This window comes from Streptomyces sp. NBC_00091 (assembly GCF_026343185.1).
Lineage (GTDB): Bacteria > Actinomycetota > Actinomycetes > Streptomycetales > Streptomycetaceae > Streptomyces.
The window spans coordinates 1,272,784-1,286,821 of the sequence record NZ_JAPEMA010000001.1 but is presented as its reverse complement, the minus strand read 5'-3'; the positions used below and the strand labels follow the sequence as shown (position 1 = coordinate 1,286,821).

Genomic DNA, 14,038 nt, shown 5'->3' with positions numbered 1-14,038 from the left:
CACTCCTGGTTAAGGGGTGGGCGGGCACCGCGTCCGTACTCCGCATCGACGGTTGGACCGTCTCCGCGAAGGGGAGGTTCGTACGCGCGGGCGCGCCGCACGCGCGCCCTGAGCCCCGGATGAGGGGTGTAAGGATCTGTTCTACCCGAAGAACACTCGCCCAGACGAGTCGATTCCGGACTGATCGTAGGGTCCTTGTCCTGGTTTTGGCTAAAAGTCCAAAGGTCTGTGTCCGATATGCGAGACGCGCCGCAAATAGTGAGGCAAAAGCGCCAGGTCACGGCGTTTTGTGCGGCTCCGGGAGGCCTTGCCCGCAGTCCTGTTGGGTAGTCGGGGGCGCCCGTTATCTGATTTTGACCTGACGAGCAGCCTGAATGCGTCAGTCCGAATGGCAAGATGCCGTAATCACACAAGGTCGCGACACTCGATGGTGCGTGCCCGACCTCTCTCGGATGCTTTTCCACCCCTGTCGGAGGAACCAGCTCATGACCGCAAGCACCACCCGTCGTACGACCGCCGCCCGGTCCCGCATCGCCGCGGTCGGCGCGATCGCGGTCGCCGGCGCCCTGATCCTCACCGGGTGTGGCGACCAGACCGAGGGCAACGGCTCGACCCCTTCGGGCAAGACCGACAACAGCGCCCCGCTGTTCTCGAAGCTCCCGAAGAAGATCCAGGACGCCGGTGTCATCAAGGTCGGCTCGGACACGGCGTACGCGCCGATGGAGTTCGTCGACGGCGGCAAGATCGTGGGCGTCGACCCCGACATCGCCGAGGCGCTCGGCAAGCAGCTCGGTGTGAAGTTCCAGTTCACCTCCGGCACCTTCGACGGCCTGATCACCTCCCTGGAGACCGGCCGCCAGGACGTCGCGATGTCCTCGATCACGGACAACAAGAAGCGCCAGGAAGGCCTCGACGACAAGGGCGCCAAGATCGGCAAGGGCGTCGACTTCGTCGACTACTTCTCCTCCGGCGTCTCCCTCCTGGTCAAGAAGGGCAACCCGGACAACATCAAGTCCCTCGACGACCTCTGCGGCAAGACGGTCGCCGTCCAGCGCGGCACCACGTACGAGGACACCTTCAAGGCGCAGGCCGAGAAGTGCGGCGACAAGAAGCTCACCATCGAGGCCTTCGACACCGACGCCGAGGCGCAGACCCGCGTCAAGGCCGGCGGCGCCGTGGCCGACCTGAACGACTACCCGGTCACCGCCTACACCGCGAAGACCTCGGGCGGCGGCAACGACTTCGAGGTCGGCGGCCAGCAGGCCGACGTCGGCCTCTTCGGCATCGCCGTCTCCAAGGAGAACACCCAGCTCCGCGACGCCCTCAAGGAAGCGCTCGACGCCATCATCAAGGACGGCTCCTACGCCAAGGTCCTGGAGAAGTGGAACGTCAAGGAGAGCGCCGTGCAGTCCGCCACGGTCAACGCGGGCAAGTAAGACCGAGCGCTCCACTGAAGGGCAGTCATTGTGACTGACAAGATCGACAAGGGTCCGGCCGAAACTCCGGCCGGGCCCGGCGCCTCGGGCACCACCCCCTACGAGGCGATCAAGGCCATCCCCGTACGGCACTACGGGCGCTGGATCAGCGCCGTGGTGGTCGCCGTGCTCCTCGCGTGGCTCGTCTACGCCTTCTCCCAGGGCAAGATCATCTGGGGGACGGTCGGCGACAAGCTGTTCGACCCCTCGGTCATCAGCGGCCTCGGCAACACCATCATCATCAGCGTCTCCGCGATGGCGCTGGGCCTGGCGCTCGGCATCCTCTTCGCGGTGATGCGGCTCTCGCACAACCCGGTCACGAGCTTCGTGTCCTGGCTCTACATCTGGTTCTTCCGCGGCACCCCGGTCTACGTGCAGCTGCTGGTCTGGTTCAGCCTCCCGCTGATCTTCCAGTACATCAACCTGGGCCCGATCTACAAGAACGAGACCGTCGACGTCATGACGCCGTTCATGGTCGCCCTGCTGGGCCTCGGCCTGAACGAGGGCGCCTACATGGCGGAGATCGTCCGCGCGGGCATCCAGTCCGTCGACGAGGGCCAGAGCGAGGCCTCGCACGCACTCGGCATGACCCGGACGCAGACCATGCGCCGCGTCGTGCTCCCGCAGGCGATGCGCGTGATCATCCCGCCGACCGGCAACGAGTTCATCAACATGCTGAAGACCTCCTCCCTGGTCTCGGCCGTGCAGTACACCGAACTCCTGCGGGCCAGCTCCAACATCGGCAGCACCGCCGGCGCGGTCATCGAGATGTACTTCGTCGCCTCCATCTGGTACCTCGCGCTGACCAGCGTCTTCAGCGTCGGCCAGTACTACCTGGAGCGCCGCTACGCCCGCGGCTCGCTGCGCAGCCTGCCGCCGACCCCGTTCGAGCGGCTCAAGGCAAACCTGAACATGTTCCGCCGTACGGAGGTGGCGAAGTGACCGCCCAGCCGATGGTCAAGGCCGAAGGCGTACACAAGTCGTACGGCCCCGCCCACATCCTCCGCGGCATCGACCTCGAGGTCGCCCCCCGCGAGGTCTTCTGCCTGGTCGGCCCGTCCGGCTCCGGCAAGTCCACCTTCCTGCGCTGCATCAACCACCTGGAGCGCATCAATTCCGGCCGCCTGTCGGTCGACGGCCAGCTGGTGGGCTACAAGCAGAAGGGCGACAAGCTCTACGAGCTGAAGGACAGCGAGGTCGCGGCCCAGCGCCGGGACATCGGCATGGTCTTCCAGCGCTTCAACCTCTTCCCGCACATGACGGCCATAGAGAACGTCATGGAAGCCCCGGTCATGGTCAAGGGCGAGTCCAAGGCGGTGGCCCGCGAGCGCGCCGTACGCCTCCTGGACCGCGTCGGCCTCGGCGACAAGGGCGGGAACTACCCCACCCAGCTCTCCGGCGGCCAGCAGCAGCGCGTGGCGATCGCCCGCGCGCTGGCCATGGAGCCGAAGCTGATGCTCTTCGACGAGCCCACCTCGGCCCTCGACCCGGAGCTGGTCGGTGACGTCCTCGACGTCATGCGGGACCTGGCCGAGTCGGGCATGACCATGATCGTGGTGACCCACGAGATGGGCTTCGCCCGCGAGGTCGGCGACAACCTCGTCTTCATGGACGGCGGCGTGGTGGTCGAGTCCGGCCACCCGCGCGAGGTGCTCGGCAACCCGCAGCACGACCGGACGAAGGCGTTCCTGTCCAAGGTGCTCTAGGCGGCCTGGCCGAGAGGCGCTGAGTCGGAGGGGCGGTACGGGATCCCCGTGCCGCCCCTCCGTTCGGTTTATTTCGGAGGTTCCTACCTAAGGCCTAGGACCAGCGCGTCCGAGGGGGAGCGCCATACCGAGCGGGCCTCGGCGAAGCCGGCCTCGCGCAGGGCGCGGGCGTGCCAGAACTCGTCGGGGGTGTCGCCGTCGGCGTGCTCCCCGTAGATCTCGTACCGGGCCTTCACCGCCTCGGCCAGCACCGGGTCGGCCCCGGCCAGGGCCCACCAGTCGCGCCAGTCCAGGACGCCCGCGGCCCGGGCCCGGTCCATCGCGGCGTGCCGGTGGGCGTGCTCGGCGGCGTCGATGCGCGGGGTGGCGGGGTCGGGCATGTGGTCGGCGTTCATGAACACCCCGCCGGGACGCACCAGCGGCGCGATCTGCCCGTACAGGGCGGCCAGGTCCTTGCTCGGGAGCCAGTGCAGGGCGGTCGCGGTCAGCACGGCGTCGTAGGAGTCGTACGGGAGCGCCTCGCGCCAGTGGGGGTCCTTGAGGTCGGCGGTGACGAAGCCGACCCGCTCGTCCCCGGCGAAGTGGCCCCGGGCGATCGTCAGCAGCGCGGGGTCGAGATCCAGCCCCGTACTGGTCGCCCGCGGGAACCGCCGCAGCAGCCGGTCCGTGATACTTCCCGTACCGCACGCGAGGTCCAGCACCCGGGGGGACGGGCCCACCAGCGCCTCGACCATGTCGAGCATCACCCGGAACCGCTCCTCGCGGTCGGGCATGTACCACTCCTGCTGCCGGTCCCAGCTGTCCTGCCAGGCCTGCCAGTCCGTACCGAACGAGCCAGTCATCGCATCCGCCATTCCGAACCCCTTCTTACGTAATACCCTCGAGGGCATACCAGCCGTTACCCGGCTCGTGCAGACACTAATCCGCAGCCGTAAGGACTACAAGTGGAACTGGCCCATTACTCGGACTTCGCCGTGCGCCTGGTCAACACCGAGGAGCCGGCCCGCAACAAGGACGCCCTCACCTCGGTGGACGACGTCCGCGCCCTCTTCGGAGCCAGTGTGCAAATGGCCCGCCGGGTCACCGACACCGACGTCACCCGCTTCCGCAACGTCCGCGGCCGGCTGCGCGCCGTCTTCGAGGCCGCCGACGGCGACGACCACGTCCTCGCCGTCGACCTGCTGAACTCCCTCCTCATGGAGTTCCCGGTCAGCCCCCAGGTCACCGGCCACGACACCCTCCGCGAGGACGGCCGGCCCGACTGGCACATCCACCTGGCCGAGCACCCCTCCAACGCCTCCGCCGGCTACGCCGCCATGGCCTCGATGGGCCTGGCCTTCGCCCTCACCGAGCACGGCCCCGACCGCCTCGGCCTGTGCCAGGCACCGCCCTGCCGCAACGCCTACCTCGACACCTCCACCAACCGGTCCCGGCGCTACTGCTCCGACCGCTGCGCAACCCGCGCCAACGTCGCCGCCTACCGCGCCCGCAAGCGGCTGGAGGCCGAGGCGTCCGCCCGCAGCAGCCGCACCGCCGACACCGCCCAGGACAGCCGCGCCCTCAGCGAGCGCTGACCCGCCGGGCGCGGCCGCAGCCGCAGCACGGCGGTCGCCAGCACCAGCTCGTCGGGGACCGCGCCGTAATCGGTGCTGTCCCCGGTCTCGTTGAACGGATTGTCCCCGAGCATCCACCAGCCGCCCGGGCGGCGCTCGGCAGCCCGCTTGACCACCAGCAGGTCCTGCTGGAGCGGATGGCGGAACACCACCACGTCACCCGGCCGGACCAGCGCCCCGTACCGGACCACCAGCCGGTCCCCGTGCAGTAGCGTCGGCACCATCGACGGTCCCGTCACCTCGGTGATCCCGACGCGCACCCGCGCCTGCCTGCTCTCCGCCATGTCCGGCCTCCTCGTCCCTCCCCGCATGCTGCCGTACGGCCCCGTACGTTCGCTCACCACTCCTCGGCCCGCCCTGGACTTTTGTCCTAAGCCCACGGGGGCGCCCGCGATTTCCGGTTTCTCAGCGAGTAATCTCCACCCTTGAGAAGACGATCACGAGGAGGACCCACTCCAATGCTTTCCCGCTTCTTCGCCCCCAAGGTGAAGGTCTCCGCCCACTGCGACCTGCCCTGCGGCGTGTACGACCCGGCCCAGGCCCGTATCGAGGCCGAGTCCGTCAAGGCCGTCCAGGAGAAGTACCAGGCCAACGAGGACGCGGACTTCCGCGCGCGCGCCATCACCATCAAGGAGCAGCGCGCCGAGCTCGCGAAGCACCACGTGTCGGTGCTGTGGAGCGACTACTTCAAGCCCCCGCACTTCGAGAAGTACCCGCAGCTCCACACCCTGGTCAACGACACCCTGAAGGCCCTCTCGGCCGCCAAGGCGTCGAACGACCCGGCGACCGGGCAGAAGGCCCTGGAGCTCATCGCCGAGATCGACCGCATCTTCTGGGAGACCAAGGCCGCCTGATCTTGGGCGCCCGAAGGATCTCCCTGCGCTGCTGGTCAGAGCGCAAATGACAACGGCCCGACCGCTTCATGCGGCCGGGCCGTTGGGCTCTCCCGAGATCATCTGGGAGACGTTCGGGAGATGGAGTTTCGGTCGGTGGTGACTTCGAGGACCATCGCCTTGTAGAACGGGGCGTCCTCCCACGGATGGGACGTGCCGACCGCGCGGTACCCCCATGCGGCGTAGGCCGTCTGGGCGGGGGCGGCCTCAGGCTCGGGCCTCACCGTGAGCGTGACCCGCTCCACGCCGAGGCCGTCGAGCAGGGCGGCGTGCAGGGCCGCGGCGATGCCCCGGCGGCGCCACGGCTTGCGGACGGCCAGCTCCAGGATCACCCACGTACGGGCGCCGTCCTCGCGCGTGAAGTCCTCCGGAAGCGCCCTGTCCAGGTTGCCCCACCACCCGGTGTCAGCCGGGAGCAGGTACCCGTACGCGAAGCCGATGACCTCATCACCGTCCCGGGCGATGATCAACCGCATCCCGGCCCGCTGGACGTGGACGAGGTAGTGATCGATGAACTGCGCGACGTCGGACGGGCCCTCGCAGTAGGGCGGCTCGGCGTAAACCTCCTCGTAGGCGGGAAGGAACGCGTCGAGGCCGCCAGCGGCCTCGTGCCCCTCGAATCGCTCGTACCTCACCTCGGACATCACGCTGCCCCCCTTGCCCGTACGTACTCGGCCAGTTCTCCAGCAGCCTCACGGGCGGAGGCGGCTTCGACGTTCCCCAGCGCGCCGGCCACCTCGGCCAGCCGCTTCGTGACACGCCCGGATTCGACCTCTTCCAGGTGCTCCAGGCTGCCTACCGCATGCGCGGCTCCCTCGTCCACCTCTCCGGCGGCGATGAGGTTCTTGGCCAGGGTGATCCGGTAGAGGGCTCTGTTCCGTCCGTAGGTGGTCTCCTGGTGCTGGAGGGCCGCGCTGAGGAATTGGGTGGCGGCGGAGTGGTGGCCGAGCTCGCTGTAGAGGAGGCCCTGTGCGTACTCAAGTTCCGCTGGCCCGTGGAAGGCGGTCCACTCGGGGGAGGGCCGGCCCTTGCGGGTCATGAGCTTCATTGCCGTGCCGAGCCGGGAGTTGGCCGTCGCACCGTCGCCCATCAGCGCGAGGGCTCGCGCTTCCCGGGCGGCGATGAGGGATTGGAGCACGGGGGAGCCGAGGCTCGTCGCCCGTTCCTGGGCCGCGCGCGCGAGGTCGAGGCCGTCCCGTGCTCTTCCCTCGTGGCACGCCTGAAGGCTCATGGAGGAGAAGATCAAAATCTCCAGGTTCGTGTCCCTCAGCATGGTGGCCGTGGTGAGGGCTTCGCCGAAGTAGCGTCGCGCACTCTCCTGGTCGTCAGCGTCGTAGTAGAGCCAGCCGCAGTGTTCGGCGATCTCGCCCGAGAGGAGCTGGAGCTGGCGGCCGATCGTGTCCGGGTATTGGCCGGTATTGATCACGCGGCGGACGCGTCGCAGGTGGCGGACGGCCAGGGAGCGGACGTCACCGCCGCCGTACGCGTCGTCCAGATGGAACAGGCTTCGAAGGCCGGCGCGGAGTTCAGTGAGATGGGCGGTGCCGACGGACCCTGACGCCCCGAGTGGGGTCATCGGCCGGGTATGGGCAGGCATGCCCAAGGCGGCGGTGACGCCGACGGAGTCGGCGAGGAAGGCACGTCGGTCCATGGCCACAGGAATGCCCTTCTGCGCGGGGTGTGCTGCTAACCCCACGGTGGCACTCGGCGGCGGCCCCGGGAAACCCAGCTCGGTCGGACAAAGTCCGAACATGGCGTGTAATGTCCGCCAGGCCTTCGCGCGCGGCGCGGGCGGGTTGGGCTGTCGCCATCGCCGGACCTGCCGATCCGTCAGCGTGACCGGTTCGCCGAGGATGTCCGCCGTCATCTGGAACGCCCGCAGGAAGTCCGCCGGTTTCTCCCAGCCCTGGACGATGCACGCGTGCGCGAAGGCTGTCAGATCGGGCTGCACCGTCACCTCCGGTGATCTGGGGGTCTCTGACCGTAGCGGCTTTCCCCGCTCCTGAAAGCCCGCTCGACGCGAAAAGTCCGGCCGAAAGTCCGGCCGAAGGTCCGGCGGCCCCGGCCCGGGAGCCGTTGACTCGTAGGTGAGGGAGCCGACGGGCAACGCCCGCCGACCGTCCACCCGATGACGCTAGGGAGCCGCCATGTCTTCCAAGAGAACGGCCGACTGGTACGCGAGCTGTCTGTCCGAGCCTGCGGACGCCCAGTCCGAGTGGCAGGACCACGGCATCGCCGTACTGCCGCTCGGCGCCCGCTTCGAGGCCGTACGCATCCCCGACGCCCTCGCCTACGCGGCCGCCGAGAGCTCCGAGCGCCGCGTCGTCGACATCGCACTCGCCCTCGCCTTCGAGGGGCCGGTCATCCACGACTCGCGCGGCCGGAACTACTACGCGCTCGTCGAGCCGGGGACATCGGACCGATGGAGCCCTCGGAGCCCGGTGGAATGCCTCAGCCGGGGGACCCACCTCGGGGTACCGGACATCAGCCTCGACCGCCCCAGCGAGAGCCGGCCCATCTACTGGGCCGCCACACCCGGGCCGGGGGCGTACTTCTGCCGGACGGCCGCCGTCCAACTCCTCGTCCGCGTCGGTGCGGCTCGGATCGCCGACGCCGTCCAGGAGACCCACTACGCGGGCGCGCGCTCGGGGCTGGACGCGAGGTGACGCCGCATGGATGAGCGTCGGAGACAGGCCCTGTACCTCTTGGTCCTCGCTGGAGTCGCGGCGGCCCTCGTCGTGGGCGTTCTTCGGGAGGGAGTGAAGTGACGCACGAGCGCATGGAGCGCGAGGCCTTCGACCTCCACCGGCTGACGCTGGAGGTGATGCAGTCCGCGGCCCACCCTGACGGCGCGTGCACGCGGGCAGACATGCCGTGCGCCAGCTGTGGGCAGCTTGCGCCCATCGCCATCAGGTACGGAAGTCCGATGGCCGACTGTCGCCTCTGCTGCTACGGGTGGGCCGTCCGCCACGACCCCTGGATGTGCTGGCTGCGAAGCAACTACTTCGACAGCCGGCCGGGTGGCGAGGCCGCCCTGGCCGATCAGGTGAGTGGGTTGACGCCGCTCCTCATCGCCGCGCGCGCCCTGCTCGACACCCTCTGACTCCCCGGTCCCACCCGGGCCCGGGTCCACCAACCGATCGGAGTCCCATGTCCATCACGTACCCCACCCCCATCACCCCCTGGGGAACCAGCCGACTCGCCCCGTACACCAACACCGTGCAGCTGCCGCACGCCTCCGTCACGATCGACCCCGACACCCAGCTCGGGATCTTCCGCGACCGGCACGGCGAGGTGGTCGAGATGGGCCAGCACGGCACCGCGAAGGCCACCGCTTCCTCGGAGACGACCAGCCCGGACGGACAGCCGGGAGCCACCGACCAGCGCCCCGACCAGGACGACGAGCAGGACTGATCCCATGACCGAGGAGAGGCCGGTCCTGGTGGCCACGGAGGTGGATGACCCCACCGCCGACAGGGTCATCACCCACCTCAACCGGCGGCATGTGCCGGTGGTGAGGTTCAACCTCGCCGACATCGGCGACGGCCTGACGGTCTCGGCTCGGTACGGCACCCGCTCGGCCCACGAGGCCGGGCGGGTGCTCACCCCGACGAGAACCGCCCGGCTGGATGACGTACGGTCCGTGTACTGGCGTCGGCCGACCTGGCCGACCTTCCACCACCTGGGCCCCGACGATGCCCGCTTCGCCTCCGCGCAGACGCGACATGGACTCGGCGGCGTCCTGCGCGCCCTCGACGGCGCATTGTGGGTGAACCACCCGGCGCTGAACGCCGAAGCGGACTACAAGCCCCAACAGCTGGCCCTAGCCCAGCGTCTCGGCCTCGCCGTGCCACCGACGCTCGTTACCAACGACCCTGCGGACGCTCGCGAGTTCGTCGCGGCACATTCCGAGGTGATCTACAAGACGCTGCGGTTGACGTCCTACCAGCGAGACGGCGTTCCCCTGGCCCCGTGGGCGGAACCGGTCACCGCCCGCGAGATTGACGACCGCGTCCGGGTCGCCCCGCATCTCTTCCAGGTGCGCGTCAACAAGGTGTGCGACGTCCGGGTCCTGATCGTGGGCCGCGAGGTTTTCGCCGTGCGCATCGACTCCGGGCTTCTGGACTGGCGGCGGGACTACTCTGCCCTGACCTACTCGGTCGTCACCCTGCCCGCCCAGGTAGAGAAGGGTCTCATCGCCTTCCTCGACACCTTCGGCCTTGCGTCCGGAAGCTTCGACCTCGCCGTCGACCGCGACGGCTCGCACTGGTTCCTGGAACTGAACCCCAACGGTCAATGGGGCTGGCTGGAGGAGCAAACCGGGCTTCCGATGGCGGCCGCCTTCGCTGATCTGCTCGCCCAAGGAGGCACCCCGTGATCGACACCAGCCCCGAGCGGCAGGCCCTCGCCGACCGCCTCGAAGCCGCAGGCTCCATCCGCACCCCCGCGTGGCGAAAGGCCGTCGAAGCCGTCCCCCGCGAACTGTTTCTCAACCCGGGCGTCTTCCTGCCCGCCGGAAACGGGCTCTGGCGGCCCGTGACCGCGGCCGGCACGGACCCGGCGGAGTGGACCGAGATCGCGTACTCCGACGAGTCCCTCGTTACGCAGCTCGACAACCACCTCACCGCCGACCAGGCGCCGGGGCCGGTCCAGGGCATCCCGACCTCGTCCTCCACGGATCCGGGGCTGGTGCTGGAGATGATCGAGGAGCTGGAGGTCGAGGACGGGCACCAGGTGCTGGAAATCGGCACCGGGACCGGCTACTCCTCGGCCCTGATGTGTCACCGCCTGGGCGAGGACAACATCACCACGATCGAGGTCGACCCGGGAGTGGCCGCCCGCGCCGACGCGGCCCTGGAGACCGCAGGGTTCTCCACCTGGACCGTCACGGGGGACGGACTCCTCGGTCTTCCCCGCCGCGCCCCGTACGACCGGGTGGTAGCCACCTGCGGCGTCCGGCGGATCCCCTACACGTGGGTCCGGCAGACCCGCCCCGGCGGGATCATCCTGGCCACCATCGGGTCGCTGACCACCGGAACCGGCCTCGCCAAGGTCACCGTGAACGAGGACGGGACGGCCGAGGGGCGGTTCGTCTCCCACGCCAGCTTCATGCAGGCGCGTTCTCAGGCCGTCACGCCGATCGCCGGAGACCTCTCCTCCCGCGTGGCGTACGCCGACAGCCGGCGGAGGGCCCTCGTGGCCCCGACCGACCTCGACGAGCCGATGCCGGCCTTCCTGGCGCAGCTGGCAGCTCCAGCGGCCCAGGTCGTGCGGGTCCGGGCCAGCGACGGCAGGGCCCGCGTCTACCTCTTCGACCCGAACCGAGAATCGTTCGCCGAGCTCGTCCAGGACGGCGACGCGTGGGACGTACGCCAGGGCGGCCCGGTCCGTCTGTGGGACGACATCGAGCGGGCCCTCCTCGGATGGGCCGACATCGGACGGCCGGGCATCACCGAGGTCCGCCTCCGCATGACCGAGCGGGGTCACACGTACTGCCTCGCGAACTCCTCAGAGCTGCGCTGGCAACACCCGGTCTGCTGATCCGCAGCACCGTGGCCCCGGCCGACCCTCCTCCGGCCGGGGCGTACACACCTATTCCGGCCAGCAGCGCGGCAGGTCGTTCGAACTCTGGCTGAGGCGCCCTCGACTCAGGGCGGAGCGCACACACTTTCTCGCCGGGGATGGAGCGCACCTTGTACGGCCGCCCGCCCGCCGAGCACTCCCGGCATCTGGAAATGCCTGGTCACCGGCATATCCGCAGGTCACGCGGACCTGGCACACGGCGCTCAGGGGAGCGACCGGATCTTTGGGACACCAAGGCCGCCTGATCCAGGCCTTGCCTGCGCGGTCAGAACGACTGAGGGGCCCGACCGCATGCGGTCGGGCCCCTCAGTCGTGTGCGCTGCTCCTCGGACTACTCGTCCTCGTCCTCGTCGTCGTCGAGGCGGGCCAGCCAGGTCGCCAGGCGTTCGACCGGGACCTCGAAGTCCGGGTTGAGGTCGACGAACGTGCGGAGCTGTTCGGCGAGCCACTCGAAGGTGACCTCCTCCTCGCCGCGCCGCTTCTCCAGCTCCTCGATGCCGCGATCGGTGAAGTACAAGTCGGGCTCCGTGCCGTGTGGTGATGGGGGTGTTTCCCGCCAGGATAATCCGCTTACCGGCGAGACCCTCCCGTCGCCGGGGCCGCCGGCGCTACCTTGGACGGCCTCGGCGGGGCGAGCGGGGGACGGGGGTCTGGAGATGCCGGACGGGCGCACGGCCGGATCCGCGCGCGCCTTCGAGCTCCTGGAGCCCCTGGTCCGGGCCGCCACCGTACGCGTCCACGCGCCCCCGGACGGGTATGAGAGCCCTGGGACGGGGCCGACGTGGGGGAGCGGGTTCTTCATCGCCCCCGGCTGGGTCCTCACGTGCGCGCACGTGGTCGGCGAAGGGGGTGCTGCCGTGCGGCTGGCCGGGCGTGAGGTCGGCATCACCTTCTCCTCCGGGGGCGACGGTGCGACCGGGACGGTGGCGGGCCGGGTGGAGTGCGTCCTTCCCGAGCGGCTCGACGAGCGCCGGCCCGGGCGGCGGGCCCTGTGGGACCTGCCGGACCTGGCGCTGGTCCGGGTGCTCTCGCCCATCACCCACGCCTGCGTATGGCTGACCGACCGGGCCAGACCCCGGCTCGACGAGGCCGCGTACTTCGGCTGCACCGAGGAACTCGGCATCCGCGAGATCACCGGCCGCACGACCCGGCTGCGCGGCATCGCCGCCGGCGGCGCCGCGATCCGTCTCGGCGACGACGACGAGATCGAGCCCGGCATGTCAGGCGGACCCGTGGTGGACCTGGCGCGCGGGGAGGTCGTCGGCGTGGTCAAGGCCCGCCGGCAGGGGGGCGGCGGCGGACTCGCCGTCTCGGTGGCCCAGCTGCGGACCCTGCCGATGGCGGCGACCGGCCAGACCGGGCTCTACCGCAGGGTCATGCAGGCCCACGACCTCCACCACTACGACCGGCACCTGAGCGACCTCGACAGCCGCCGGACCTGGACCGACGTGCACGACGAGCTCCCCGCCGGGGACGGGGACCCGTACGGCGGCCGCGGCCGGCTCACCGCCGGCGAACGCACCACCCTGTGCGGACTGCTCGCCGAGCTCCCGCCGCCCGGCTCCTCGGAGGCCGTCCGCGAACTCGCCGAGCAGGCCCGGGGCGAGGAGCCCGACACCACCCTGCCCGCCCCGCTCAGCTGGCGCGACGGCCTGGGGCTGCTGCACGACCCGCCGGGCGCGGGCGGCGAGGCCGCCGCCATGCTCCGGTACGCGACCGGCGTGAGCGTGGCCGACTACCTCGAACCGCCGGCGCCGGGCGCCGACGAGGAGCTGTGGGACTGGGTACGGGCCACCGCGGAGCGGCTGTGGCGCCCGCTGCGCCGGGAGCTGGGGGAGCGGCACGAGCGGGGCCTGGCCGAGCGCGAACGGCGCCGCCGCGCCGCCGCCGGCCGGGCGGTGCACGGCCCCGTCCGGCGGGCCGCGGGACTGCCCGCCGGGCCCTCGGTGCTGCTGGAGGCCTGGGCGCACGGCTGGGAGGAGGTCTACGACTGGCGGGTGTCGGTACTGGCCGGCCCCGCCCGCCCCGACCGGGTCACCCCGGTGGCCGCCGGCGTACGGGCCACCCTGGCGGCCCTGCCCGAGGCACTGCGCGCCCCGCTCGCCGAGGGGTTCCGGCGGTGCGACACGCACGAGGCGGCCGCGCTCCTCGAAGTGATGGTGGCACCCGAGCTGTTCGGGCTCGCGGTGGACGAGTGGGCCGTGTCGGGCGGCACACCGGTCGGGGTACAGCGGCCGGTGGTGTTCCGCTTCGGCGGCGACGCCGTCTCGGCCGGGCGGTGGGCGCGGGTGCAGGCGGGCCCGCTGCTGGACCAGCGGGCCGACTGCCTGCGCGGGCGGCCCCGCAGCCCCTCGCCCGGGTGGCTGGAGGGGCTGGTGGACAACACCGTGCCGGTGCTCTGCCGCGCGGCGGGCGCCGAACCGACGCTGGGCGCGCTGCACTCCGTACGGGAAGCGGGCTACGGGGTGGTGGTGGGCCGGCGGCCCCCGGCGGACCCGGGGGTGTCCTGCGCGCCCTTCCACCGGGGGCTGCGGGAGGAACTGGCCGAGGCGGGCCGGGGCACGGTGCTGCCGCAGCGCCTCCAGGCCCTGCGGCAGCGGGCGTACGGAGCGGACCCCGACGCCTACTGGGCGGCCGGGCTGGCCCTCGTATGGGACGACCCGGCGCGGGTCCTGCCCGAGGACGAGCCGTTGCAGGGGGACCTTTGAGGCTGGAGGTCCCCCCGGACGGAGTCCGGGGGAGGGCCCGGGACGGCGGATCCGTGACGA

At 70.7% G+C, this 14,038-nt stretch carries 16 protein-coding genes; 11 read left to right on the top strand and 5 right to left on the bottom strand.

Going from position 1 to position 14,038, the window contains the following annotated elements:
- The first annotated feature begins 485 nt into the window (after positions 1-485).
- Genes OOK34_RS05405 through OOK34_RS05395 form a run of 3 tightly spaced genes read left to right on the top strand, consistent with a single transcriptional unit; the run spans position 486 to position 3,181 of the window.
- Entirely contained in the window at positions 486-1,436 is a 951-nt protein-coding gene (locus OOK34_RS05405) for an ABC transporter substrate-binding protein (RefSeq protein WP_267032719.1), read from the top strand.
- A 30-nt stretch (positions 1,437-1,466) separates the two neighbouring features.
- Positions 1,467-2,417 carry an amino acid ABC transporter permease gene (locus OOK34_RS05400; protein ID WP_267032718.1) on the top strand — a complete coding sequence of 317 codons (951 nt, stop codon included), beginning with the start codon at positions 1,467-1,469 and terminating at the stop codon, positions 2,415-2,417.
- Positions 2,418-2,428: 11 nt separating this feature from the next.
- Positions 2,429-3,181, top strand: coding sequence for an amino acid ABC transporter ATP-binding protein (locus OOK34_RS05395; protein WP_267036632.1), 753 nt, complete (start codon positions 2,429-2,431; stop codon positions 3,179-3,181).
- A gap of 83 nt (positions 3,182-3,264) precedes the next feature.
- Here OOK34_RS05395 and OOK34_RS05390 read toward each other — a convergent pair whose 3' ends face one another.
- On the bottom strand, positions 3,265-4,023 hold the full coding sequence (locus OOK34_RS05390) for a trans-aconitate 2-methyltransferase (protein ID WP_267032717.1): 759 nt from the start codon (positions 4,021-4,023) through the stop codon (positions 3,265-3,267).
- 102 nt (positions 4,024-4,125) lie between these two features.
- Here OOK34_RS05390 and OOK34_RS05385 point away from each other — a divergent pair, with 102 nt between their 5' ends.
- On the top strand, positions 4,126-4,755 hold the full coding sequence (locus OOK34_RS05385; protein WP_267032716.1) for a CGNR zinc finger domain-containing protein: 630 nt from the start codon (positions 4,126-4,128) through the stop codon (positions 4,753-4,755).
- Here the strand turns inward: OOK34_RS05385 and sodX are convergent.
- Positions 4,659-5,078 (bottom strand): nickel-type superoxide dismutase maturation protease, encoded by a 420-nt coding sequence (gene sodX, locus OOK34_RS05380; protein ID WP_267032715.1) that lies wholly within the window; start codon positions 5,076-5,078, stop codon positions 4,659-4,661. The genes OOK34_RS05385 and sodX overlap by 97 nt on opposite strands.
- Before the next feature lie 174 nt (positions 5,079-5,252).
- On the opposite strand from sodX, the gene sodN reads away from it, so the two are divergent.
- Positions 5,253-5,648, top strand: a complete 396-nt coding sequence (sodN, locus tag OOK34_RS05375; RefSeq protein ID WP_267032714.1) for a superoxide dismutase, Ni — start codon at positions 5,253-5,255, stop codon at positions 5,646-5,648.
- A gap of 98 nt (positions 5,649-5,746) precedes the next feature.
- On the opposite strand, the gene OOK34_RS05370 is transcribed toward sodN, so the two are convergent.
- Both OOK34_RS05370 and OOK34_RS05365 read right to left on the bottom strand, forming a co-directional pair.
- A complete protein-coding gene (locus OOK34_RS05370) occupies positions 5,747-6,331 on the bottom strand; it encodes a GNAT family N-acetyltransferase (protein ID WP_267032713.1) in 585 nt (194 codons plus the stop codon).
- Positions 6,331-7,638 carry a hypothetical protein gene (locus OOK34_RS05365; protein WP_267032712.1) on the bottom strand — a complete coding sequence of 436 codons (1,308 nt, stop codon included), beginning with the start codon at positions 7,636-7,638 and terminating at the stop codon, positions 6,331-6,333. The genes OOK34_RS05370 and OOK34_RS05365 overlap by 1 nt, the downstream gene beginning before the upstream one ends.
- Before the next feature lie 196 nt (positions 7,639-7,834).
- Here OOK34_RS05365 and OOK34_RS05360 point away from each other — a divergent pair, with 196 nt between their 5' ends.
- The 5 genes from OOK34_RS05360 (at position 7,835) to tgmC (ending at position 11,228) form a co-directional block, all read left to right on the top strand.
- On the top strand, positions 7,835-8,353 hold the full coding sequence (locus OOK34_RS05360) for a hypothetical protein (RefSeq protein WP_267032711.1): 519 nt from the start codon (positions 7,835-7,837) through the stop codon (positions 8,351-8,353).
- Positions 8,354-8,451: 98 nt separating this feature from the next.
- Positions 8,452-8,790 (top strand): hypothetical protein, encoded by a 339-nt coding sequence (locus OOK34_RS05355; protein ID WP_267032710.1) that lies wholly within the window; start codon positions 8,452-8,454, stop codon positions 8,788-8,790.
- Between the two features lie 47 nt (positions 8,791-8,837).
- Complete coding sequence (gene tgmA, locus OOK34_RS05350) at positions 8,838-9,101, top strand: putative ATP-grasp-modified RiPP (RefSeq protein ID WP_267032709.1); 264 nt, start codon at positions 8,838-8,840, stop codon at positions 9,099-9,101.
- Positions 9,102-9,105: 4 nt separating this feature from the next.
- Positions 9,106-10,065, top strand: coding sequence for an ATP-grasp ribosomal peptide maturase (tgmB, locus tag OOK34_RS05345; RefSeq protein WP_267032708.1), 960 nt, complete (start codon positions 9,106-9,108; stop codon positions 10,063-10,065).
- A complete protein-coding gene (gene tgmC, locus OOK34_RS05340) occupies positions 10,062-11,228 on the top strand; it encodes an ATP-grasp peptide maturase system methyltransferase (RefSeq protein ID WP_267032707.1) in 1,167 nt (388 codons plus the stop codon). The genes tgmB and tgmC overlap by 4 nt, the downstream gene beginning before the upstream one ends.
- Before the next feature lie 373 nt (positions 11,229-11,601).
- Here the strand turns inward: tgmC and OOK34_RS05335 are convergent, their stop codons facing one another.
- Positions 11,602-11,787: a DUF6104 family protein gene (locus tag OOK34_RS05335; protein ID WP_018102711.1), complete on the bottom strand. Its 186-nt coding sequence runs from the start codon at positions 11,785-11,787 to the stop codon at positions 11,602-11,604.
- Positions 11,788-11,926: 139 nt separating this feature from the next.
- On the opposite strand from OOK34_RS05335, the gene OOK34_RS05330 reads away from it, so the two are divergent.
- Positions 11,927-13,978, top strand: a complete 2,052-nt coding sequence (locus OOK34_RS05330; protein WP_267032706.1) for a trypsin-like peptidase domain-containing protein — start codon at positions 11,927-11,929, stop codon at positions 13,976-13,978.
- Positions 13,979-14,038 lie beyond the last annotated feature (60 nt).

Coding starts and splice junctions, on each gene's coding strand:
- OOK34_RS05405 (WP_267032719.1), top strand. CDS start 486: ATGACCGCAAGCACCACCCGTCGTACGACCGCCGCCCGGTCCCGCATC.
- sodX (WP_267032715.1), bottom strand. CDS start 5,078: ATGGCGGAGAGCAGGCAGGCGCGGGTGCGCGTCGGGATCACCGAGGTG.
- OOK34_RS05330 (WP_267032706.1), top strand. CDS start 11,927: ATGCCGGACGGGCGCACGGCCGGATCCGCGCGCGCCTTCGAGCTCCTG.
- tgmA (WP_267032709.1), top strand. CDS start 8,838: ATGTCCATCACGTACCCCACCCCCATCACCCCCTGGGGAACCAGCCGA.
- OOK34_RS05360 (WP_267032711.1), top strand. CDS start 7,835: ATGTCTTCCAAGAGAACGGCCGACTGGTACGCGAGCTGTCTGTCCGAG.
- OOK34_RS05370 (WP_267032713.1), bottom strand. CDS start 6,331: ATGTCCGAGGTGAGGTACGAGCGATTCGAGGGGCACGAGGCCGCTGGC.
- OOK34_RS05390 (WP_267032717.1), bottom strand. CDS start 4,023: ATGACTGGCTCGTTCGGTACGGACTGGCAGGCCTGGCAGGACAGCTGG.
- tgmB (WP_267032708.1), top strand. CDS start 9,106: ATGACCGAGGAGAGGCCGGTCCTGGTGGCCACGGAGGTGGATGACCCC.
- OOK34_RS05395 (WP_267036632.1), top strand. CDS start 2,429: ATGGTCAAGGCCGAAGGCGTACACAAGTCGTACGGCCCCGCCCACATC.
- sodN (WP_267032714.1), top strand. CDS start 5,253: ATGCTTTCCCGCTTCTTCGCCCCCAAGGTGAAGGTCTCCGCCCACTGC.